At 62.1% G+C, this 23,837-nt stretch carries 16 protein-coding genes; 12 read left to right on the top strand and 4 right to left on the bottom strand.

Features of this window, described 5'->3' with window-relative positions; genetic code table 11:
* Positions 1 to 9: 9 nt before the first annotated feature.
* Together yqeB and yqeC are read right to left on the bottom strand one after the other, a co-directional pair.
* A complete protein-coding gene (yqeB, locus tag MRK42_RS11035; RefSeq protein WP_338609857.1) occupies positions 10 to 1,602 on the bottom strand; it encodes a selenium-dependent molybdenum cofactor biosynthesis protein YqeB in 1,593 nt (530 codons plus the stop codon).
* Between the two features lie 42 nt (positions 1,603 to 1,644).
* Positions 1,645 to 2,478 (bottom strand): selenium cofactor biosynthesis protein YqeC, encoded by an 834-nt coding sequence (yqeC, locus tag MRK42_RS11030; protein WP_338609855.1) that lies wholly within the window; start codon positions 2,476 to 2,478, stop codon positions 1,645 to 1,647.
* A 118-nt stretch (positions 2,479 to 2,596) separates the two neighbouring features.
* Between yqeC and MRK42_RS11025 the strand changes: the two genes are divergently transcribed.
* From MRK42_RS11025 to xdhC, 11 genes are all read left to right on the top strand, one after another.
* Positions 2,597 to 3,136 carry an NTP transferase domain-containing protein gene (locus MRK42_RS11025; protein ID WP_354689051.1) on the top strand — a complete coding sequence of 180 codons (540 nt, stop codon included), beginning with the start codon at positions 2,597 to 2,599 and terminating at the stop codon, positions 3,134 to 3,136.
* Between the two features lie 411 nt (positions 3,137 to 3,547).
* Positions 3,548 to 6,670 (top strand): putative selenate reductase subunit YgfK, encoded by a 3,123-nt coding sequence (gene ygfK, locus MRK42_RS11020; protein WP_338609851.1) that lies wholly within the window; start codon positions 3,548 to 3,550, stop codon positions 6,668 to 6,670.
* A 30-nt stretch (positions 6,671 to 6,700) separates the two neighbouring features.
* Positions 6,701 to 8,029, top strand: a complete 1,329-nt coding sequence (gene ssnA / locus MRK42_RS11015) for a putative aminohydrolase SsnA (protein ID WP_338609849.1) — start codon at positions 6,701 to 6,703, stop codon at positions 8,027 to 8,029.
* Positions 8,030 to 8,109: 80 nt separating this feature from the next.
* Positions 8,110 to 8,886: a molybdopterin-dependent oxidoreductase FAD-binding subunit gene (gene ygfM, locus MRK42_RS11010; RefSeq protein ID WP_225632509.1), complete on the top strand. Its 777-nt coding sequence runs from the start codon at positions 8,110 to 8,112 to the stop codon at positions 8,884 to 8,886.
* Positions 8,883 to 11,780: a molybdopterin-dependent oxidoreductase Mo/Fe-S-binding subunit gene (locus MRK42_RS11005; RefSeq protein WP_338609844.1), complete on the top strand. Its 2,898-nt coding sequence runs from the start codon at positions 8,883 to 8,885 to the stop codon at positions 11,778 to 11,780. Before ygfM ends, MRK42_RS11005 begins: the two co-directional genes overlap by 4 nt.
* A 94-nt stretch (positions 11,781 to 11,874) precedes the next feature.
* The gene (locus MRK42_RS11000) at positions 11,875 to 13,377 is read left to right on the top strand and encodes a nucleobase:cation symporter-2 family protein (RefSeq protein WP_338609842.1); all 1,503 of its coding nucleotides are present in this window, start codon (positions 11,875 to 11,877) and stop codon (positions 13,375 to 13,377) included.
* 36 nt (positions 13,378 to 13,413) lie between these two features.
* A complete protein-coding gene (guaD, locus tag MRK42_RS10995) occupies positions 13,414 to 14,730 on the top strand; it encodes a guanine deaminase (RefSeq protein WP_338609840.1) in 1,317 nt (438 codons plus the stop codon).
* A gap of 359 nt (positions 14,731 to 15,089) precedes the next feature.
* On the top strand, positions 15,090 to 16,415 hold the full coding sequence (locus tag MRK42_RS10990) for an NCS2 family permease (protein ID WP_338612472.1): 1,326 nt from the start codon (positions 15,090 to 15,092) through the stop codon (positions 16,413 to 16,415).
* A 401-nt stretch (positions 16,416 to 16,816) separates the two neighbouring features.
* On the top strand, positions 16,817 to 19,135 hold the full coding sequence (gene xdhA / locus MRK42_RS10985) for a xanthine dehydrogenase molybdenum-binding subunit XdhA (protein WP_338609838.1): 2,319 nt from the start codon (positions 16,817 to 16,819) through the stop codon (positions 19,133 to 19,135).
* Positions 19,128 to 20,006: a xanthine dehydrogenase FAD-binding subunit XdhB gene (gene xdhB / locus MRK42_RS10980; protein WP_338609836.1), complete on the top strand. Its 879-nt coding sequence runs from the start codon at positions 19,128 to 19,130 to the stop codon at positions 20,004 to 20,006. The genes xdhA and xdhB overlap by 8 nt, the downstream gene beginning before the upstream one ends.
* The gene (gene xdhC, locus MRK42_RS10975; RefSeq protein WP_042026115.1) at positions 20,003 to 20,491 is read left to right on the top strand and encodes a xanthine dehydrogenase iron sulfur-binding subunit XdhC; all 489 of its coding nucleotides are present in this window, start codon (positions 20,003 to 20,005) and stop codon (positions 20,489 to 20,491) included. Before xdhB ends, xdhC begins: the two co-directional genes overlap by 4 nt.
* Positions 20,492 to 20,571: 80 nt before the next feature.
* Here the strand turns inward: xdhC and MRK42_RS10970 are convergent, their stop codons facing one another.
* Positions 20,572 to 21,111: a glycine zipper 2TM domain-containing protein gene (locus MRK42_RS10970; RefSeq protein ID WP_042069279.1), complete on the bottom strand. Its 540-nt coding sequence runs from the start codon at positions 21,109 to 21,111 to the stop codon at positions 20,572 to 20,574.
* Between the two features lie 445 nt (positions 21,112 to 21,556).
* On the opposite strand from MRK42_RS10970, the gene MRK42_RS10965 reads away from it, so the two are divergent.
* A complete protein-coding gene (locus tag MRK42_RS10965) occupies positions 21,557 to 21,745 on the top strand; it encodes a hypothetical protein (protein WP_224209690.1) in 189 nt (62 codons plus the stop codon).
* Between the two features lie 53 nt (positions 21,746 to 21,798).
* Here the strand turns inward: MRK42_RS10965 and MRK42_RS10960 are convergent, their stop codons facing one another.
* The gene (locus MRK42_RS10960) at positions 21,799 to 23,325 is read right to left on the bottom strand and encodes a YfcC family protein (RefSeq protein WP_338609830.1); all 1,527 of its coding nucleotides are present in this window, start codon (positions 23,323 to 23,325) and stop codon (positions 21,799 to 21,801) included.
* Between the last annotated feature and the right edge of the window lie 512 nt (positions 23,326 to 23,837).

Below are 23,837 nucleotides of genomic sequence, written 5' to 3'. Positions count from 1 at the left end.
AACCGAGGGTTATCGGCGCTGGGCCAGGTGCATCATGGCTTCCAGCACGGCGCCGCCAATAGCGCGCGCCTTGTCAGAGACGGTCGTGGGATCGGCCCGCTCGCCCCTGGGGTCGATGTCACCGATCTTGAAGCCGACGGTCACCTCGATGCCATCGCTGAGCAGCCCCCGCACCATGCCTGACAGCGGCGCGATTATGGGGGCGTCCCCCACGTGGGCGATCACGTCCCCTTCCTGCACCAGGTCGCCGAGCTTGATCAGGCTCTTCATCACCCCGGCGACGGGGGCGCGCACCACCCGGCGGGCGGAGTGCCCCTCGATCAGCCCGGGAATACCGGTATTGGGCTGGGCAGGGCCCTGATAGATGACCCGGCCCAGATGATGACCGCGGTTGGTCTCAATGACCGCATCGCAGTCGCGACCCGCCTCAAAGCCCGGGCCAAGGGCCACCGTGATGGGGGCCATCTCCCTGTGGGTGCCGAGGTTCTGCTTGGCGAGGATGGCATCCACCAGGTAGCGGGGCTTGAGATCGCGCAGGGTGGCGCCATCGGGGTCCACCAGCAGGGGGATGATCCCCTGTTCCAGCAGCGCAAAGGCCTGCTCGACACTCTCGGCCCGCTTGGCGCGCACTGCCTCGACGCAGGTCTCGCCGTCAAACATCGCCTGGGCGAAGGCAACGGTGCGGCGGATCACCGTGGGCTTGTCGAGATCCAGCATTACCACCTTGAAGCCTGCATTGTGCAGGCGTAGCGCCACCCCGGTGGCGATATCGCCTGAGCCGCGCATCACCACCAGCCGATCCTGTTTGAGGCGCACATCGTCCTGCATCAGGCCGCCCGCCTTGCCGTTTTTCACCTGCAACAGTTCGGCGAGGATGCTGATGGCGATCTCCTCCGGGGTCTCGGCCCCTATGTTGTAGCCGATGGGGGCGTGCAGCTGCTGCAACTGCTCCTGACTCACCCCTTGCTGGCGCAGGGCCTGGGTGAAGGTTTGCACCTTGCGCTTGCTGGCGAGCAGGCCCAGGTAGGCGAGGGGACGGGTGATGAGCCGATCCAGCGCCTCCTTGTCCTGATGGTTGGTGGCGATGATGACGAAGTTGGCGGGCTCGATGGCCAGCGCCTCGATGACGGCGCTGATGGTGTCGGCCTGCTGAAGATGAGTGCCGGCGGGGAAGAGTTCGGGATTGAGGCTCCCTTCAAAACAGTCGCCGACATGGATATCAAAGCCCAAGGGGGCCGCGGCATGGGCCAGCGCCCGGTTGACGTGACCGCCGCCGATGAGTACCAGCCGGGGACGCAGGCCGTAGACATCGATATAGACCGACATGGCGCCGCCGCAATCCGAGCCCACCGCATGTTCGCCGTTGCGGGCCATCCGACCGTGGAAGATGCGCGGCTTGCGCTCGGCAATGGCGGCGATCGCCTCCTCGATCACCCGTCGCTCTATCATGCCACCGCCGATGGTGCCGTGGATCCGGCCATCTCCCTCGATCAGCATCTGGGCCTGATGGCGCGGGGTGGAGCCGCGGCTCTCGATGATCCTGGCCATGGCGAAGGGGGTGTTGGCTTGTTCCAGCCGGGCGGCGTGTGCAAACAGATTCATAAGGTACCTCTTGTTATCCTTAACCAAATCGGGACCTGGTGGCTAAACCGGCTCCCCGGGTATGAGCGCGATGGCGTGGCGGATGGCTTGCGGTTCGCGCACCGCCCCCTGCCAGATGGCGTGAAGTTCGGGGTGACGGGCCAACAGGTTTATCAATGGCGGCTGCCATGACGCCTCATTTTGATAATCACCGTTGATAAACCAGATCCGTCGCGCCCTTGCAGGGGTGCCCTTGAACACCCCGTCGGGGTGGGAGAGCAGCCTATCGAACAGCGGCCAATCCAGCGGTTCACCTGGCGCAATCCCGCATAAAGCCTGAAGCTCGGCCCAACGGTGGATCTGCGCCGGGTCGGCCTTTGCCCCCACCATGGCGCCACCCATCAGGGCTATCACCCAATCGCTGCTTCCTGGAATGCAAGGTTCGTGCAAAGCCGGCACTTTCAATAACTTGTGATGGGCACCGTCCGCCTCGACCAGGATGATGTCGAAGCGCTGCTGCCCCTTGATGAGATCAAGCTGCTGGGGCGTGGGGCCTGCTACCTTGCCGCTGGCCTGCTCGATATGGCTGAACAGGGCGACCAGGGCCGGGCCATCGGGCAGTTGCTGGCAACGGGTCAGCTGATGGACCGGATCCGCTTCGATGATTAGCTCCCGATAGTGGGATGGGGAGGGCAGAAACATCCGGGTGGTGGTGGTGATCAGCACCTTCTTGCCCTGTTGATGGAAATAGTCGGCCAGCCAGAACAGGGTGCTGGTTTTACCGCCTGCCCCGCACAGACTAATTAATGTGGTATGGCTATCACTATTTTTTATGAGCTGGCCTAATAATGAGGAAATATCCGGAAAGGGGATTGATACAGGAGCAGGTAATGACATGGTGATGTCCGAATTAAATAAAGAAGGAAGCGAGAAACAGTCTGCCAATCGAAAAGAATCGTGCGACTGCGTAATGACGGCGGCGGGATTGTCCTCCCGAATGGGTAGCTGGAAAATGATGCTACCTTACGGTTCGGGGACAATACTTGATGCAAGTCTCAAAAATGCCCTGGCTTGTTGTGAGCGGGCTATTCTGGTGGTGGGATATCGCGGCGACGAGCTGGTGGCCCGTTATGGCAGCCGGCGCGATATTCAGATCGTGAATAATCCCGACTATGAACAGGGGCTGGGCAGTTCCATCCGCTGCGCCCTGGCGGCGAGTGAGGCGGACTACCTCTTTATCAGCCACGGGGATCTCCCCTGCATTCCTCCCTCCGTGTTCCAGACGCTCTGGCAGGCGCGGGGAGAGTATGCGCTTTTTCCGACCTGGCAGGGGGAGGCAGGTCACCCGGTATTGTTGCCAAAATCCCTTGCCAGAGCGCTGGCGGCGGCTCCGGCGCAAGGTTCGGTGCGGCGCTGGTTGCAGCAGCATCCCCACCGTCTGGTGCCGGTCGACAGCCCCGCCATCCTGTTCGATGTGGATACGCCGGACCGTTATCAGGCTCTGCTGGCGCAGGCGCCGACAGCAGGTGCCGAGATGCCCGCATCCACTCTTTAAGCAAGCCTGCCTGACAAAGTAGCCGCAGCTCATCTCTTGCTTTTCCTTTATTCCGGCAGCATCCGTGCATCTATATATGGCGGCCGACAGGGGCGCCATTATCGTGATAAAGGCGATAATTTTGGCCGTATCAAAGTGATATGGACACCTGCCTGATTTGATAGCCCTCATTTTTTATCACGGTATGCCTGAATATATTTTCGGGTGAGTGATAACCACTCTCATTTAATATGGCGGGCCAATTGCCTGTCACTTTCATTAATTGGAGCTGCCTCACGCTTTTATCGCAAAAAAATCATTTGCAGCCGCGCTGGCCTGATAGTTGCTCTTCTCCTTTACAAGGGGCGATCCCGCAGGAAAACCCCAGTTATTCACCATGTAAATGAGCAGAGCCGCTGCAAGGAGATCATCATGGGCGATATTATGCGACCCGTTCCCTTCAAGAACCTTCTGACCCGAATTTTTGCGGAATATAAAGAGAGCCAGTCCATCTTCGGCATTCCCGCCGCGCAATTCTATCGCAAGCAGGACGAGCGCAAGATCAAGGTATTCGGTGAAACCTGCGAGACCCCCATCGGCCCGGCGGCCGGCCCCCATACCCAACTGGCCCAGAACATCGTCACCTCCTGGCTGACCGGCGGGCGCTTTATTGAGCTCAAGACGGTGCAGATCCTGGACCGTCTCGAACTGGCAAAGCCCTGCATCGATGCCGAGGACGAGTGCTTCAACACCGAGTGGTCCACCGAGTTCACCCTGACCAAGGCATTTGACGAGTACCTGAAGGCCTGGTTCGCCCTCTATCTGTTGGAGGAGATCTTCGATCCGCGCCTCGACGGGGAAGCCAAGTCCTTTATCTTCAACATGAGCGTGGGCTACAACCTTGATGGCATCAAACAGCCCCCCATGCAGCAGTTTATCCACGGCCTGATGGATGCAAGCCAACGCCCGGCATTTGCCGAGTATCAGCAGCAGCTGCGCGAGTTCGTGGCCGACGAGCAGTTTATCGCCGCACTGGGGCTGGAGGCGCGCCGGGATCGCCTGCAGCAGCTGGCGGACTGCATTCCGGCCACCCTGGTCCATGGGGTGACCCTCTCCACCATGCACGGCTGTCCACCCAACGAAATCGAGGCCATCTGCCGCTACATGCTGGAAGAGAAGGGGCTCAACACCTTCGTCAAACTCAACCCGACCCTGCTGGGCTACCCGCGGGTGCGCGAGATCCTCGATGGCTGCGGCTTTGATTACATTGGTCTGAGCGAAGAGTCGTTTGATCACGATCTCAAGCTGGATCAGGCCAAGGGGATGCTGACCCGTCTGATGGCGCTGGGGGCCGAGAAGGGGCTCACCTTCGGGGTGAAACTCACCAACACCCTCGGCACCATCAACCGCAAGGGGGCGCTGCCGGGGGATGAGATGTACATGTCCGGCCGCGCGCTGTTCCCGCTCTCCATCAATGTGGCCGCCGTGCTGTCCCGCGCCTTCGATGGCAAGTTGCCCATCTCCTACTCGGGCGGTGCCAGCAAGTTCAATATCTGCGAGATCTTCGAAACCGGCATCCGCCCCATCACCATGGCCACCGATCTGCTCAAACCGGGTGGCTACCTGCGCCAGCTGGAGTGTCTCAAGGAGATAGATGCGTCCGACAGCTGGGCCATGACCCGGGTGGATGTCGCCAAGCTGGAGGCCCTGGCCGCTAAGGCCCTCACCATGGATTACACCCAGAAGGAGTGGAAGTCCGAGGATCGCATCGAGGTGGGTGGCGGCCTGCCCCTGACCGACTGTTACGTGGCGCCCTGCGTCACCGCCTGCGCCGTGCATCAGGATATCCCCGAGTACATTCGCCTGATGGGCGAGGGGGAGTATGTGGCGGCCCTCGAGCTGATTTACCAGCGCAACGCCCTGCCGGCCATCACAGGCCATATCTGCGATCACCAGTGCCAGTACAACTGCACCCGTCTGGACTACGACAGCCCCCTCAATATCCGCGAGCTGAAAAAAGTGTCCCTCGAGCGCGGCTGGGAAGGGTACAAGGCGCGCTGGCACAAGCCGGCCGGCAGCGGTGACAAGCACCCGGTCGCGGTGATCGGGGCAGGCCCGGCGGGTCTGTCCGCCGGTTACTTCCTGGCCCGGGCCGGTCATCCGGTCACCATCTTCGAGCGCGAGGCCGACGCCGGCGGTGTGGTCAAGCACATCATCCCCGAGTTCCGTATTCCGGCTGAACTTATCCAGCACGACATCGACTTTGTCGCCGCCCACGGGGTCAAGTTCGAGTTTGGTTGCGATCCGGCGCTCACCGTCGACAAGCTGCAGGAGCAGGGCTTTACCTATGTCTTCGTCGGGATCGGGGCCGACAAGAACGGCGGCATGCGTCTGGAAGGGGATCACGAGCGCATCTACAAATCCTTCCACTTCCTGCGCAGTTTCAATCAGGGCAAGCCGCTGCCGCTCGGCCGCCATGTGGCGGTGATCGGTGCCGGCAACACCGCCATGGATTGCGCCCGCGCCGCCCTCAAGGTGCCGGGAGTGAGCGATGTGACCGTGATTTACCGCCGCAGCGAAAAAGAGATGCCCGCCTATCGCGAGGAGTATCTGGAAGCGGTGGAGGATGGGGTGCGTTTTTGCTTCCTCACCAATCCGGAGCGTTTTGATAAAGATGGCAAGCTCACCGTGCGAATGATGTCCCTCGGGGATCCTGACGAGCAGGGCCGCCGTCGCCCCGTGCCCACCGAACAGACCGAGGTGATGCAGATGGATGCGTTGATCACCGCCATCGGCGAGCAGCCCGATTGCGAGGTGTTGCAGCGCATGGGCATTCCCCTTGGCAGCGATGGTTGGCCCGAGGTGGATGCCCAAAGTGGCGAGACCCGCCGTCGCAACGTCTTCCTCATCGGCGACGTGCAAAGCGGCCCGTCCTCCATCGTGGCTGCCATCGGTGGTGCCCGCCGCGCCGCGGATCTGGTATTGGCCCGCGAGCACATTGCCGGCAAGCCGTGCGATGTGACCAGCCAGCCGTCTGACAAGGAGGAGATCTACCGCCGCAAGGGCAATATCGCCGTCACCCTGGTGGACAAGGGGGAGCGGGATGCCTTCGTGGCCCAGGAGGCGCACCGTTGCCTCGAGTGCAACTACCTGTGCAGCAAGTGCGTGGATGTCTGCCCCAACCGGGCCAACGTCGCCATCGCGGTGCCGGGCTTCAAGGATCAGTTCCAGACCCTGCACCTGGATGCCTACTGCAACGAGTGCGGCAACTGTGCCCAGTTCTGCCCCTGGCAGGGCAAGCCCTATCAGGACAAGGTCACCATCTTCAGCCTGTCCGAGGACTTCGACAACAGCCGCAACCCCGGTTTCTATCTGGCCGAGGGCCATGACGGGGGCGGTGAGCTGCGGGTACGCCAGGGCGGCGAGACCTATCGCCTGACCATAGACGCCCAAAGCCGGATCCCAAATGTGCCCGAGGCGCTCGGTGACATGTGCCGCATCATCAGCCATGTCCATGCGCACCACCACTACCTGCTGGGGGCCGTCGCGGCCTGAGCGAATAACGAATAAGCGAAGGAGCAAACCATGTTTATTCTGAAAAACGTCACCGCCGTCCAGCTGGAGCCGACCCGGGTGCTGGAGGGGGTGGATATCGCCATTGAAGGTTCCCTTATCAAGGCGGTAGGCCCTAATCTGCTGGCCCTCTACCCGGAGGCCAACTACCGGGAGATGGGGGGCAAGCTGGTGATGCCGGGCATTGTCTGTGCCCACAACCACTTCTACTCCGGCCTGTCGCGGGGGATCATGGCCAACATCGCCCCCTGTCCGGACTTTATCTCCACCCTGAAAAACCTCTGGTGGCGCCTCGATCGGGCGCTCGATGAGGAGTCCCTCTACTACAGCGGCCTCATCTGTTCGCTCGAGGCGATCAAGAGCGGCTGCAGCGCGGTGATCGACCACCACGCCTCGCCCAATTTCATCAAGGGCTCCCTCAATGTGCTGCGCAAAGGGTTCATGGAGGCTGGGCTGCGCGGCATGACCTGCTTCGAGACCACGGATCGCAACGGGGGGCTGGCCGAACTGCAGGCCGGGGTGGAGGAGAACATCCAGTTCGCGCAAGCCATCGATGCCGCCAAGGCCAAGGGGGACGAACCCTATCTGGTGGAGGCGCACATCGGCGCCCACGCCCCCTTCACCGTGCCGGACGAGGGGCTGGCCATGCTGCGCGAAGCGCTGCAGGTCACCGGCCGTGGTCTGCATATCCATGTGGCGGAAGACCGCTACGACCTGGCCCATGGTCACCACCATTACGGTAATGAACCCATCGCCCGGCTGGACGCGTTTGATCTTGTCGACAGCAAGTCGCTGATTGCCCACGGCATCTACTTAAGCCCCTCTGACATCGAGCTGCTCAACAGCCGCGATGCCTTCCTGGTGCATAACGCCCGCTCCAACATGAACAACCACGTGGGCTACAACATGCACCTGCCACAGTTTCGCAACCTGGCCCTTGGCACCGACGGCATCGGTGCCGACATGTTCGAAGAGCTCAAGTTTGCCTACTTCAAGCACAGGGATGCCGGCGGGGCGCTGTGGCCCGACAGCTTTGCCAGGTTCCTGTGGAACGGCAACACCCTGCTCGAGCGCAACTTCGGCGCCCAGTTTGGCCGACTGGAGGCGGGTTACAAGGCCGACCTCACCATCTGCGACTACGCCGCACCGACCCCGCTGGCGCCGCGCAACCTCGGTGGCCACCTTGCTTTTGGCATGGGCTCATCCTCGGTCAACAGCGTGATGGTGGAGGGGCGCATGGTCTATCAGGATCGCGAGTTCGCCTTTGACGTCGAGCCCATTTATCAGCAGGCCAGCAAGGTGGCGAGCCGCCTGTGGCAACGGATGGACGCGCTGGCTTAGGGCCGCCGTTTGCAGATTTGCACCGGATTGCCCGCCCTGTGGAACGTCCCGGCGGCGGGCAGCAAGAGTAAGGACGACACATGATTGAACAATTCTTCCGACCCGAGCAACTGGGTCAGGCGTTGGCCCTCAAGGCCCAGTTTGGCAACGACGCCGTCTACATGGGGGGCGGCAGCAAGCTCAACGCCGCCCCGACCCGCACCGACAAGAAGGTCGCCATCTCCCTGGAGCGGCTCGGCCTTGGCCAGATTGAACAGCAGCATGGCCAGCTTCATATCGGCGCCAGCGTCACCCTGCAAACCCTCAAAGATGATCCCCGCACCCCGGCCGCGTTGGGCGAGGCGCTGGGATTTGTCTACTCCCGCCATCTGCGCAACCAGGCCACGGTCGGCGGCGAGCTTGCCTGCCAGCAGCAGGACTCCCCCCTGCTGCCGGTGCTGCTGGTGCTCGAAGCCGTGGTGGTGCTGGAGAACAACCAGCTGCAGCCCATCGACGCCTATCTGGCGGGCCAGCGCAAGGAGCTGGTGTTGGGGGTGGTGCTGCCGGAGCCCGACCTGCGCTGTGCGACCCGTCGCATCAGTCGTAACGCTGATGGCCTGGCCGTGATGACGGCGGCGGTGGCCCTCGATGCCCTTGGCGAGATGCGGGTCGCCCTGGCCGGCGTGACGCCGCAGCCCATGCGCCTGCGTGACGTGGAGCGGCGCGATCTGCACGATGCGGCGCTGGAGGCGGCGGTGAGCGAGCTGGTCACTCCGCGCGCGGATCTCGGCGGCAGCGTGGCCTACAAGCGCTATATCAGCGGCGTGGTAGTGGCGGATCTGCTGGTGGAGTGCCAGCAGCAGGAGGTACAGGCATGATGGAACTTAACTTTACCCTGAACGGTGCCCTGCGCACCGTCATTTGCCCCGCCGGCGAGAATGCCCAGCGGGTGCTGTTCAACCAGTGCCGGATGCATTCGGTGCGCAACAGTGACGACGGCTTCGGCTTCGCCGGCTCCGACGCCATCCTCTTCAATGGCAAGGTGGTCAACGCCTCCCTGCTGATTGCCGCACAACTGGAGGGGGCCGAGGTGCGCACCGCCGAATCGCTGGGCAGCTGGAACCAGCTCAGTCTGGTGCAGCAGGCCATGGTGGACGTAGGGGTCGTGCAGTCCGGTTACAACGATCCGGCCGCCTCCCTGATCGTGACCGATCTGCTTGATCGCCACCCGAACCCCACCCGTGATCAAATCGACGATGCACTCTCGGGCCTGTTCCACCGTGACGGCGGTTACCAGCAGTTCTACCAGGCCATCGAACTCGCCTGTTCGCGGATGAAGGATCCGGATTACCTGTGCCAGATCGCCCCCGAGTTTCGGGGCGACTTGCGCCACATCGGCAAGAGCTGCCCGAAGGTGGACGCCGCCAAGATGGTGCAGGCCAAGCCCTGCTACGTGGAGGACAGGGTCACCGAGGATGCGCTGGTGATCAAGATGCTGCGAAGCCCCCATCCCCATGCCCTTATCACCCGGCTTGACGTGAGCCGCGCCGAAGCCATGCCCGGGGTGGTGCACGTCATCACCTACCGCAACTGCCCGGATGTCTACTACACCCCGGGTGGCCAGAGCGCCCCCGAGCCGTCACCGCTCGATCGCCGCATGTTTGGTCGCAAGCTGCGCCACGTGGGGGACAGGGTGGCCGCCGTGGTGGCCGAGAGCGAGGCCATTGCGCTGGCGGCCCTCAAACTCATCGAGGTCGAGTATCAGGTGCTGCCGGCAGTGATGAACATCGATGAGGCGATGGCCCCCAATGCGCCGTTGGTGCACGACGAGCCCATCGTCTACATGGCCGGCGCCCCGGCGGATCTGGAGGCCCAGAACGCCAACGCCGTCTATCGCGATGACGAGCACATGATCATCAATTTCCCCATCGGGGCTCGCCCCCACGAGAACCTGGCTGCCAGCGTCCATGGTCAGATTGGCGATGTGGCCAAGGGCTTTGCCGAGGCGGATGTGGTGCTGGAGCGCACATACGAATCCACCCAGGCCCAGCAGTGCCCGACCGAGCCGCACATCTGCTTTACCTACATGGATGGGGAGCGTCTCATCATTCACGCCTCCACCCAGGTGCCTTGGCACGTGCGCCGTCAGGTGGCGCGCATCGTCGGCATGAAGCAGCACCAGGTGCACGTCATCAAGGAGCGGGTAGGGGGCGGCTTTGGCTCCAAGCAGGACATCCTGCTGGAGGAGGTGTGCGCCTGGGCGACCAAGGTCACCGGCCGTCCGGTCACCTTCCGTTACACCCGTGAAGAGGAGTTCATCAGCAACACCTCCCGCCACGTAGCCAAGGTGACGGTGAAGATAGGAGCCAAAAAAGATGGCACCCTCACCGCCATCGACATGGATTTCCGTGCCAACACAGGCCCTTACGGCAACCACTCATTGACGGTGCCAAGCAACGGCCCGGCGCTCTCCCTGCCGCTCTATCCGTGCGACAACGTGCGTTTCACCGTCAACACCTACTACAGCAACATCTGCCCGACCGGGGCCTATCAGGGTTACGGCGCGCCCAAGGGCAACTTCGCGCTGACCATGGCCATCGCCGAGCTGGCAGAGCAACTGGGCATCGATCAGCTCGAGATGGTGGAGCACAACCGGGTCCACGAAGGGGACATCCTCAAGGTGCTGGGGGCCATCGGCGAGGGCAAGATGCCCACCTCGGTGCCCCATGCAGCCAGCTGCGCCCTCGAGCCCATCCTGAAACAGGGGCGCGAGCTCATCGCCTGGGACAGCCCCAAACCCGCGGACGGGGATTGGCGCATCGGTCGTGGCGTCGCCATCATCATGCAAAAATCGGGGATCCCGGACATCGATCAGGCCAACTGCATGGTCAAGCTGGAATCTGACGGTACCTTTATCGTCCACTCCGGTGGCGCCGATATCGGCACTGGCCTCGACACCGTGGTGGCCAAGCTGACCGCCGAGGTGCTGGGTTGCCCGCTCGGCGATGTGCATGTGATTTCTGGCGACACCGACCACGCCCTGTTCGACAAGGGGGCCTATGCCTCTTCGGGCACCTGCTTCTCCGGCAATGCGGCCAAGAAGGCGGCCGAGAACCTCAGGGAGAAGATCCTGTTCCATGGCGCCGCCATGCTGGGCGAGCCTGTGACGGATGTCGAGCTGGTCTACCCCGGGGTGGTGCGCGGCAAACTGGGAGAGGTCTCCCTTGGCCAGATAGCCCACAAGGCGGAGACCGGCACCGGCTTTGGCATCCTGGTGGGCTCCGCCAGCTATATCACCTCGGAGCTGGCCTTCCCGTACGGGGCCAACTTTGCCGAGGTGGCGGTCAACCTGCGCACCGGCGAGATCCGCCTCGACAAGTTCTACGCCCTGCTCGACTGCGGCACTCCCATCAACCCCGAGCTGGCCCTCGGCCAGATCTACGGCGCCACCATGCGGGCCATCGGCCACTCATTGACCGAGGAGATCTGCTATGACGGCAAGGGGATCCCGCTCACCCGGGATCTCAAGAGTTATGGTGCGCCCAAGATTGGCGATATCCCGCGCGACTTCAGGGCCTTCCTGGTCCCGAGTGACGACAAGGTCGGCCCTTACGGCGCCAAGTCCATCTCGGAGATCGGTGTCAACGGCGCCGCGCCCGCCATCGCCACCGCCATTCACGACGCCTGCGGGATCTGGCTGCGCAAATGGCACTTCACGCCGGAGCAGATCCTGCGTGAGCTCGGCAAGCTGGAGCAACAAACGGTGGCATGACAACAGCCAAGGTGAGGGGCGGGCGCAGGCTCGCCCCGACACCTGACAGCGGAATGAGTACTCCGCCCATATTCTGTGTGATGGGACAATCAAGATGTCTAAAACAACACGCAAGCACTCGGATCTGATCTACGAGCTGGAAGACCAGCCCCCCTTTTCGCAAACCCTGATGGGCGCAGTGACCCATCTGCTGGCCATCTTCGTGCCCATGGTGACCCCGGCTCTCATCGTCGGCGGGGCCCTCGGCCTCTCCACCGAGACCACCGCCTATCTGGTCTCCATGGCGATGATCGCCTCCGGCATTGGCACCTGGTTGCAGGTGAACCGCTACGGCCCCATCGGCTCGGGCCTGCTCTCCATCCAGTCGGTCAACTTCTCCTTCGTTACCGTGATGATTGCGCTCGGCAGCGCCATGAAAAAAGATGGCCTGCACGAGGAGCTGATCGTCTCGACCCTGCTCGGGGTCTCCTTCGTCGGCGCCTTCCTGGTGATGGGCTCCTCCTTCGTACTGCCTTACCTCAAACGGGTGATCACCCCGACCGTAAGCGGGGTGGTGGTGCTGATGATTGGCCTTAGCCTCATCAAGGTGGGGATCATCGACTTTGGCGGCGGCTTCTCCGCCATGAGCAGCGGTACCTTCGGCAAGTACGAGAACATCGGCCTGGGGCTGCTGGTGCTCTGTGTCATCGTCGCCTTCAACTGCAGCAAAAGCCCGCTGCTTCGCATGAGCGGCATCGCCATCGGCCTGCTGGTGGGCTATGTGGTGGCCCTGATGCTCGGCATGGTGGATTTCTCCCCGTTAAATGATCTGCCCCTGGTCACCATTCCGGTGCCGTTCAAATACGGCTTTACCTTCGATGCCCACGCCTTCCTCTTGGCGGGCACCATTTATCTGTTGAGCGTGCTGGAGGCTGTGGGGGACATCACCGCCACCGCCATGGTCTCGCGCCAGGAGATCCGCGGCCCCGAGTTTCAAAAACGGCTTTCCGGCGGCGTACTGGCGGACGGCCTGGTGTCGGTGATCGCCTCGGCCCTCGGTTCCCTGCCGCTCACCACCTTTGCCCAGAACAACGGCGTCATCCAGATGACCGGGGTGGCCTCGCGCCACGTGGGCAAGTTTATCGCCGTCATCCTGGTGCTGCTGGGGCTCTTCCCCGTGGTGGGGCGCTTCTTTACCACCATTCCGTCCCCGGTGATGGGGGGCGCCATGACCATCATGTTCTCCATGATCGCCATCGCCGGTGGCCGCATCATCATCAGTCACGGCTTCGACCGCCGCGAGACCCTGATCGTCGCCACCTCACTGGGCCTGGGGCTCGGCGTCTCCTACGACCCTAACGTCTTCAAGGTGTTGCCCGCCGGCATCTACATGCTGGTGGAGAACCCCATCTGCGCCGGCGGCATCACCGCCATCATCCTGAATCTGGTGCTGCCCCCGAGCCGCAAGCGCAAGGTGCTCAAGGGCGCCGAGGGGGTGGAAGTGATCCAACTCAGCGACAAGCCGGACAGCGCTTTTCAGACCGCCTCCGCCAGCCGGGAGGCAGTACCCCGGGTAGAGGAAGCAGGGGTGAGTGAACCCGGGATAGAGCGGGTCTGAATCTCATTACAGAACGATAAAAACAGGGACAAGGTTATGAACTACGACAACTCAGTCAAAGCCATCCGTGGCAGCTTTTTTGACATCACCCGGGTGGTGGATCACCCCGAGGAGATAGAGGCTCACGCCCGCCTCGTCGAGGATGGGCTCCTGATCATCCGCAACGGCTGCATCGACTGGTTCGGCCAGTGGGAGGAGGGCAAGGGGCGCATCCCGAGCGAGGTGCGGGTGCGTGATTATCGCGGCAAGCTCATCGTGCCGGGCTTTGTCGACACTCACATTCATTACCCCCAGAGCGAGATGGTGGGGGCCTATGGCGAGCAGTTGCTGGAGTGGCTCAACCAGCACACCTTCCCGGCCGAGCGGCGCTACAACGATCGCGAGTATGCCCGCGAGATGTCCACCTTCTTTATCAAGCAGCTGCTGCGAAACGGCACCACCACGGCGCTGGTGTTCGGCACCGTTCACCCCGAGTCGGTGGATGCCCTGTTCGAGGCGGCCAGTCGCATCAATATGCGGATGATCGCGGGCAAGGTGATGATGGATCGCAACGCCCCCGATTATCTGCTGGATACTGCGCAGAGCAGTTATGAGCAGAGCAAGGCGCTCATCGAGCGCTGGCATGGCAATGGTCGCCTGCTTTATGCCATCACACCACGATTTGCCCCCACCTCGACACCCGAGCAGCTGGCGATGGCAAAACGGTTGCGTGAGGAGTACCCCACCACCTATCTGCACACCCATCTGTGCGAAAACAGGGAGGAGATCGCCTGGGTGAAATCCCTCTTTCCCGAGCATCAGGGCTACCTCGACGTCTATCACCAGCACGGTCTCACCGGCCATAACTGCGTGTTTGCCCACTGCATCCACCTGGAAGAGCAGGAGTGGGACTGCCTTAAGGAGACCGACTCCACCATCGCGTTTTGTCCCACTTCGAACCTGTATCTCGGCAGTGGCCTCTTCAAGCTGCACAAGGCGTGGCACAAGCAGGTGAAGGTGGGGATAGGTACCGACATCGGTGCCGGCACCACCTTCAACATGCTGCAGACGCTGAACGAGGCCTACAAGGTGATGCAACTGCAAAGCGAGCGGCTCTCGGCCTATCAGGCCTTCTATCTGGCCACCCTGGGGGGCGCCCATTCGCTGGGGCTGGACGAGAAGATCGGCAGCTTTGCCACGGGCAAGGAGGCGGATTTCGTGGTGCTCGACCCGGTCGCCACCCCGTTGCAGCAGTTGCGTTATGACAACTCCACCACCTTGCGGGACAAGCTCTTTGTGCTGTTGACCCTGGGGGACGACAGATCCATCTACCGCACCTATGTGGATGGCCAGCTGGTGCACGAGCGAGGGTAGGGAAGGCAATGGGGCGGCGTGAAGTTGCCCCAGAGAACACGAAGGCTGGCGAACCTGCAAGGGGCGCCAGCATCGCAAACACCGGGGCCAGACCCCGGGACACAAGGGGAAATGGTCCGGTTTTGTTGACCAGCAAGGCAAACGTTTGAATCTGCCTGTTATCTGGTCTTGGCGCTGCGACAGGCCCGCAGGAGAGACCCGCAGTGAATACCGCCATTTCGTCACGACACGCATGTCGTTACGACACATTCAGGTGTTTTCGAAAGGAGTTGGGTATGACCCAGGCAAACAGCAGGATACGCAGTGTGCAAGAGCAGGCCGGGCAGGAGATTGGCGAGGCCGGATCAGGACAAACACCCATGGGGACGCTCGATCGCTTCTTCATGATCAGCGAACGGGGCAGCAACGTGCGCCAGGAGGTGCTGGCCGGGCTCACCACCTTCCTCGCCATGGTCTATTCGGTGATCGTGGTGCCCAGCATGCTCGGCAAGGCGGGCTTTCCCCCCGGCGCCGTCTTTGTGGCCACCTGTCTGGTGGCGGGCTTTGGTTCGCTTTTGATGGGGCTTTGGGCCAAGCTGCCCATGGCCATCGGCTGCGCCATCTCGCTCACCGCCTTTACCGCCTTCAGCCTGGTGCTGGGGCAGCAGATCTCCATCCCGGTGGCGCTCGGCGCGGTCTTTTTGATGGGGGTACTCTTTACCGCCATCTCGGTGACCGGAGTGCGTAGCTGGATCCTGGATAACCTGCCGATGGGGATCGCACACGGTACCGGCATCGGTATCGGCCTCTTCTTATTGCTCATCGCCGCCAACGGGGTGGGGCTGGTGATCAAGAATCCGCTGGAAGGCTTGCCGGTGGCGCTCGGGGCCTTTACCTCCATGCCGGTCATCATGTCTCTCATCGGCCTTGCGGTGATCTTCGGCCTTGAAAAACTGCGGGTGCCGGGCGGGATCCTGCTGGTCATCATTGCCATCTCCATCTTCGGTCTCATCTTCGATCCGGCGGTGACCTATCAGGGGCTGTTCGCGATGCCGAGCCTGGCGGATGCGCAGGGCAACTCCCTTATCTTCAGCCTCGATATCATGGGGGCCCTCTCGCCCCTGGTGCTGCCCAGCGTGCTGGCGCTGGTGATGACGGCGGTGTTCGACGCCACCGGCACCATACGGGCGGTGGCGGGCCAGGCCAATCTGCTGGACAAGGATGGCCACATCATCAACAGCGGCAAGGCGCTCAGTGCCGACTCGGTCAGCAGCATCTTCTCCGGCCTGGTTGGGGCGGCGCCGGCTGCCGTCTATATCGAGTCGGCGGCGGGCACGGCAGCGGGCGGCAAGACGGGGCTCACCGCCACTGTGGTGGGATGTCTCTTCCTGCTGATGCTGTTCCTCTCGCCGCTCTCCTATCTGGTGCCGGCCTATGCCACCGCGCCGGCCCTGATGTACGTGGGGCTCCTGATGCTGAGCAATGTCACCAAGCTTGATTTCAGTGACTCCGTCGGGGCCATGTCCGGCCTGGTGTGCGCCGTCTTCATCGTGCTCACCTGCAATATCGTCACCGGCATCATGCTGGGCTTCAGCGCCCTGGTGATCGGACGCGTCTGCTCCAACGAGTGGCGCAAGCTCAACCCGGGGACCGTCATCATCGCCCTGGCCCTGGTGATTTTCTACGCTGGGGGGTGGGCCATCTAGGGATGCCTACCCGTTTCGGGGCCGCCGCCAGGCGGCCCCGTTTTTTTGTGGGAAGAGGGGAATGTTTGGCAACAGTGGTTGGCTTTTCTTGCCGGTGTGGCAAGAGAGCAGGGCGCTTCTTTTTGTTATGTGAAAAGAGAGTCAGAGCCCCTTTGGCTGCAAAGATCTGGCCGCTACCATTTTGATAAAGCCGGCTACCAGATTGATACGCCCGCTTTTTCTGCTCTCCTTGTTTGCCACCCCGCTTGCCTGCGAACAACTGCGTCGGGGGCGAGAAATTCAGGCAGATGGGATCCCCTTCACACTTCTTGCCATCCTCACGCTCCCATGGGGAAACGGGCGCATATCTTGCTGTTTTTCATCCGGTTCTGGAATTTTCCCATCTGAAAAAGGACTGGATCATGTCCATAGGATTACCCCTCAAGCGGGTGGATGCCGAGGCCAAGGTGACCGGCAGCGCCCGCTATACCGATGACAACATCATGCTCGGCATGCGCCACGCCAAGTACGTGCGAAGCAACATCGCCCACGGCAGGGTGCTCGCCATCGACGCCTCCGAGGCGCTGGCCCTGCACGGAGTCGAAGCCGTGTTTACCCATGAGGATGTGCCCGCCACCTGCTATCGCACCGCCGGCCACGCTTGGTCCCTCGATGAGGCCAAGCGGGATGTCAAAGACCGGCGTCTGCTCACCGACCATGTGCGCCACTTTGGCGATGGCGTCGCCATCGTGGTAGCCCGTGATCCCCTGGTGGCCGAGAAGGCCGCCGCCCTGGTCAGGGTGAGCTACGAGCCGCTGCCAGTGATGACGGATGCGGCCAGCGCCCTGGCCGACGATGCCCACCCCATCCACCCCGGCGGCAACTTGCTGCGGCAAAGCCAAATTCGGGCAGGGGAGCCGGAGCAGGCCATCGCCGCCGCTGACGTTCAGTTCAAAGGCCACTATCAGACCCCTGTGGTGCAGCACTGCCATCTGGAGACGGTCACCTGCTACGCCTACATGGATCAGCCGGATCATATCGTGGTGGTCTCCAGCACCCAGATCCCCCAGATAGTGCGCAGCCGGGTGGCCAAGTCCCTCGGCCTGCCCTGGTCGAGCGTGCGGGTCATCAAGCCCTACATGGGGGGCGGTTTTGGCAACAAGCAGGATGTGCTGGAAGAGCCGATGGCGGCGTTTCTGAGCTACAAGCTCGGCGGCGTGCCGGTCAAGGTTTCCTTAAGCCGGGAGGAGTGCTTCTTTGCTTCCCGCACCCGCCACGGCTTTGCCATCGACGGCACCCTCGGTATCGACCGGGATGGCACCCTCAAGGGATATCAGCTGGACGTGCTCTCCAACACCGGCGGTTATGCCTCCCACGGCCATTCGATTGCCAGCGCCGGCGCCAACAAGATCAGCTACCTCTATCCACGCAGCGCCTTTGGCTACGATGCCAAGACCTTCTACAGCAACCTGCCCACCGCTGGCGCCATGCGCGGTTACGGCGCACCCCAGGTGGTGTTTGCCCTCGAATGCATGCTGGATGATGCTTGCGCCGAGCTGGGTCTGGATCCGCTCGCCGTGCGCATCGCCAACGTGGCCCGCGAGGGGGACGTCAATCAGGTCAACCAGAAGACCATCTACAGTGCGGGCTTGCCCGAGTGCCTGCGTCGGGGCGGCGAGCAGTTCGAATGGGCGCGCCTGCGGGCCGAGTGCCTGACGCAGGATCCGGCGAGCCGGGTACGGCGCGGGGTGGGGGTGGCCTGCTTTAGCTACGGCTCCAACACCTATCCGGTGGGGGTGGAGATAGCCGGCGCCCGCATGCTGCTCAACCAGGATGGCACCGTCAATCTGCAGATCGGCGCCACCGAGATAGGGCAGGGGTCGGACACCGTCTTTGCCCAGATGGCGGCCCAGACTTTAGGCATTCCTTTTGAGCAGATCCGAGTCATCTCGACCCAGGATACCGACATCACCGCCTATGACCCGGGATCGTTCGCCTCGCGCCAGAGCTATGTGGCGGCCCCCGCCATCCATCAGGCAGCGCTGCAGCTGCGGGCCCGCATTTTGTCGCTGGCAGCCCAGCTCTGCCATCAGGATGTGGGATCGCTGACCCTGAACGACGGTTACGTGGTACTGGCGGGTGCGCCGGACAAGGTGCTCATCAGCGTGGCCGAGGTGTCGGTCAACGCCTACTACCACCTCACTATCGGCGGCCAGATCACCTCGGAAGTCTCCCACAAGACCACCACCAACCCGCCGAGCTTTGGCTGCACCTTCGTCGATCTCAGTGTCGATATCGATCTCTGCAAGGTGACCATCAACCGTATTCTCAACCTGCACGATGCGGGCAAGATCCTCAATCCGCAGCTGGCCGAAGGACAGGTGCACGGCGGGATGGGGATGGGGATCGGCTGGTCCCTGTTTGAGGAGATGATCATCGATGCCAAGAGCGGAGTGGTGCGCAACCCCAACCTGCTGGACTACAAGTTCCCCACCATGCTGGACTTGCCCGAGCTTGAGTGCGACTTCGTGCAGACCCATGAGCCCCAGTCGGTCTATGGCCACAAATCCCTGGGGGAGCCGCCCATCATCTCCCCCGGCCCGGCCATTCGCAACGCCATCAGGATGGCGACCGGTGTGGCCATCAACGAACTGCCCATCACCCCCAAGACCCTGTTTCGGGAGTTTGTCGCTGCGGGTTTGATCACCGAGGGCACAAGGGAGGAGCAACCCCATGTTTGATATTGCCCGTTACTACAAGGCCCACAGCGTGGCCGAGGCCGTCGCCCTGCGCCAGGCCGACCCCGAGGCGCGCCTCTTGGCCGGTGGCACCGATGTGATGATCCAGCTTCATCACCTCAACGCCGCCTATCGCCATATCGTCGATATTCACGACTTGCCCGAGCTCAAAGGGGTGTGCGAGTTGGCCGACGGATCGATCCGGATCGGCTCTGGCACCACCTTTACCGAGCTGATTGAAAACGAACTGGTGCAGCGCCGCCTGCCGATGCTGGCGGAAGCCGCCGCCACCATCGCCGGCCCGCAGATCCGCAACGTCGCCACCTATGGCGGCAACATCTGTAACGGCGCCACCAGTGCCGACTCGGCGGCGCCCACCGTGGCGCTTGAGGCCGAGCTGGAAATCGCCGGACCCGATGGTACGCGCCGCATCCCCATCGCCGGTTTTCACACCGGCCCAGGCAAGGTGGCGCTGCAACCGGCGGAGATCCTGGTGGCGTTTCACTTTGCCCCGGACTCGCACCCCCAGGTGGGTTCCCACTACTTCAAGTACGCCATGCGAGGGGCCATGGATATCGCCACCATCGGCTGCGCTGCCTACTGCCAGATTGAGGATGGTCACTTCAAGCGCCTGCGGCTGGCTTACGGGGTGGCGGCCCCGACGCCGGTGCGTACCCCTCACGCGGAAGCGGCGGCCGAGGGGCAACCCCTGACCCGGGCGACGCTGGCAGCCATTGCCGAGGCGGTGGTGGCCGACGTGGCGCCGCGATCCTCCTGGCGGGCGGAGAAAGAGTTCCGCCTGCACCTTATCAAAACCCTGGCGCAGCGGGTGGTCACCTGCGCCGTCGAACGGGCCGGAGGCCAGATCCTATGATGCAACCGCAAAGCTGTCCCGCCGTGGAGATCCAGTGCGAGATCAACGGCAAACCCTACTCCTACGCGGTCTCGCCCAGTGTGTCGCTGCTTCACTTCCTGCGCGGGCTGGGGCTTATCAGCGTGAAAGAGGGGTGCAGCGTCGGCGAGTGCGGCGCCTGTACCGTGCGGGTCGATGGCGTGGCCCTCGACAGTTGCCTCTATCTGGCGGTATGGGCCGATGGCAAGTCCATCCGCACCGTGGAGGGGGAACGTAAAGGGAGTGAGCTCTCCGATGTGCAGCAGGCCTTTATCGACGAGGGGGCGGTGCAGTGCGGCTTTTGCACCCCGGGATTGGTCATGGCGAGCGCCGCCCTGCTCGACAAGACCAAGCGCCGCCCGTTGACCGAGGCGGAGATCCGCCGCGGGCTGTCGGGGAATCTGTGCCGTTGCACCGGCTATCAGAACGTGGTGCGGGCGGTGAAAAAGTGCTGCAGGAGTGAATGACCAGGCGCTGTACCTGCAAGCCGGATAGCAAAAGGCCCGCTTTTATCAGGCGGGCCTTTTTATGGGGGATGGCAGGGGGATCACCCTTTTTGCTGGTCGATCACCAGTTTGCCATCCTTGACCGGGATGGTGGCCCCCGGCGCCTTGTCCATCCGGATCACCCCTTCCTGCCCCGCAAGGCGGTAGGTGACGTCATAGCCCAGAGTGCGGGTGCTGCTCTCCTGCACGGTTTTGCAGCGCTGCTCCGTGGTGGTGTAGGTATCCCCCGCCTGCATGTTGCCCTGCACCTGGTTGCCGGCATAGCCACCCGCGACTGCACCGGCGGCGGTTGCCACCTTCTTGCCGCTGCCGCCACCAAACTGGTGGCCGAGCACACCGCCCAGCGCCGCCCCCACCACTGTGCCCAGCACCTTGTGTTCATCCTGCACCGGTTTGCGGTGGGTGACGGTGACGTTGCGACACTCCTGACGGGGCGTCTTGATGGTTTCGGTCACCGGCTTGCTGGCGATCACCTCGGCGAAGGTGGGCTCGGGGGTGAAGAAACCACCGCTGGCCGCAGCCGACAACGCCAGTGCCGATGTAATACCGATCCCGATCCCCGCCATCATGGACTTGTTCATCTTCTCTTCTCCTGCAATCTCAATCTGGGTGCTTGACTAGCCTGTATTCATCTTGTCAATAGCGCCCTGGTCGGACAAGGCGAACCGGGGCTGGCTGCGACAGCTGCTGACAAGGTCAAAAAAACGCCACCTCAAAAAGTGTCTGGCTTTGGCGACAACGGCGAAAAAATCGCCGCGAAATGGCGATGTCGAGAGAACAAGAGGAGCATGGGCCTATTTTGAGTCGCATTTTGCAATCATCTGGCATGTTGATGGCCTCGGGCGAGGCTTGTTGGGCGGTTCGAGAGCCTAAGGCGCGGGGATTGGGGGCAAGGAGTCAATCCGGCAAGGCTTTTGCAGCGTATGTGGCAAGAAGCGGAAAGGCGTCAGGGGAGATGGATGGCGCGTTGACGCAGAGCCACAGCCAATCCGGGACCTGATACTGAAAGAGTGAGAAGGGGGACTTATGTCACTGTTACCCAGCTGGATCACCCCGGCCATCCAGGCCAATGTCATCACGATGCAGCAAGCCGAACGACTGCTCGCCTCCCTCTATCAGCCGCTGGCGGCAGACGGGGAAGAGTTGCCCGCCGACCTCGCCGACATCAGCCTCAAGCTCTACTGTTTTCGCCAGCAGGGACGGGTGCGTCACTAACGCCGGCATAAAAAACACGCCGCCCTGCGGCGGCGTGTCACGGCATTGGCCGATCAGGCCAGCATCACCTGCAGCACCAGCATCAGGGCGCCAAAGCCCAGCACGAAGCCCACCATGGGCAGCACGAACTTGACCCACTTGTTGAACTGGATGCCGAGCATCTGCAGGGTGACCAGCACCAGGCCGGTGGGGGCCAGGAACAGCATGGCGTATTGTCCCCAGTTGTAGGCCGACACCACTATGTAGCGCGGGATCATCACGGTATCCGCCAGCGGCGCCATGATGGGCATGGAGAGCACCGCGAGCCCCGAGGAGGAGGGCACCACCAGTCCCAGCAAGGTGAAGACTAGCATCTGGCTCACCGCGAACACGGCGCCGTGCATGCCGGAGACCAGATCGGAGGCATAGGCCAGTATGGTGTCCGAGATCATCCCCTGATCCAGTACCAGGTTGACCCCCCGCGCCAGCCCTATGATGAGGGAAACGGCCACCAGCTCGGAGGCTCCCTGGGTGAAGGCTTCGACCGCCTCTTTCTCCTTCAGTCCCGAGATGAAGATGATGATGATGGCGATGGTGAGGAAGGAGGCGGCCATCTGCGGGAACCACCAGCCGGCCATGGAGACGCCCCACACCATCAGCGGGAAAGCGAGGATGAACAGGGTCAGGATGATCTTGCGGCGCAGGGTGAAGGGCACGCCCTCATCCATGGAGCCCTCTTTCAGGAAGCGGGCCCGAAAGCTCTCTCTGTCCTCATAGGTGTAGGAGAAGGCCGGATTGGCCTTGAGCTTCTTGCAGTACCAGTAGAGATAGGCGATCACCACCAGGGTGCCCACCAGGCAGCCGACCGCACGGAAGATGAGCCCCTCGGTGAAGGGGATGCCGGCGGCATTGGAGGCGATCACCACGGAGAAGGGGTTGATGGTGGAGAAGGTGGTGCCCATGGAGGCGGCGAGGAAGATGGCCCCCACGCAGACGATGGAGTCATACCCGAGCGCCAGGAAGATGGGCACCAGGATGGGGTAGAAGGCGACCGCCTCCTCTTCCAGCCCGCAGGTGGTCCCCCCCAGCGCCATCACCAGACAGACCAGGGCCACGAACAGGAACTCGTTGCCTTGTGTCTTGCGCGACAGTGCCACCAGACCCGCACTGAAGGCGCCCGTCTTGTTGATGACGCCGATAAGCCCGCCCAGCACCAGGATGAAGACGATGATGTCTGCCCCCTCTATGGTGCCCTTGACCATGCTGACCGCCACGTCACCGAGCCCCTTGGGGGCCTGCTCCAGTCGCTCATAGGTGCCGGGAATGGCGATGGGCTTGCGAATAGTGCCGTTGATGAACTGGGCAACGTCGATATTGATATTCAATTTTTCAAGCTCGGCCTGGGTGGCGGGCACCCGGCTGGTTTCTCCTTGCGGTGTGTTGACCATCAAGGTAGCGCTGGCGGGATTATAAGAGAGTTTGGCATAGGCTCCCGCCGGAATAATCCAGGTGAGGGCAATAGCCAGCAACATGATCAGAAACAGAATGGTAAACGCGGTGGGGAATTGTCTCCGGGTCTTGGTATTCGGCTCGGCACACATAAAATGCTCCTCGATAAAGCAGGTTAAGGTTCGGCGGAATATCGGGTCGATAGGGTTCCTTCGTCATGACAGAGAAGTGCGCAGTTTGACTGCCAGCTGCGCACTCGTTGGCGAGAAATCTGGCCTGATATTGAACATCCGGTGGATTGTTTCAGGATGTAACCATAACGTGCTGGAAAGGGGATGAACATGGTACTCACTCGGCTTTATGGGCTGGTTCACAGAATATATTTATGGCGATCGCAAACGTTAATTTCATGTTATTTGGTACATCGCAATACTTATTTCATAATTATTCCTGATGTCGCCTTTGAATTTATTGTCGGGTGATGACTGGATGAAAATAAATATATCTGGAGTGCGTATTCGGATTGCTCCGAACCGCTCGCGCTATATCAATATTCAGCACAGGGAAAAGGCTTGGGGGTTGCCCGAATGAGAGCTTGAAAAAAGCCCCGCTCAAGATGCCGCACTCACGCTTTTAAAGCCTCATACGGATTCCAATACGACGT

The organism is Aeromonas sp. 19NY04SH05-1, assembly GCF_040581895.1.
Classification (GTDB): domain Bacteria; phylum Pseudomonadota; class Gammaproteobacteria; order Enterobacterales; family Aeromonadaceae; genus Aeromonas; species Aeromonas enteropelogenes.
This window is presented reverse-complemented; position numbering and strand designations above follow the sequence as displayed.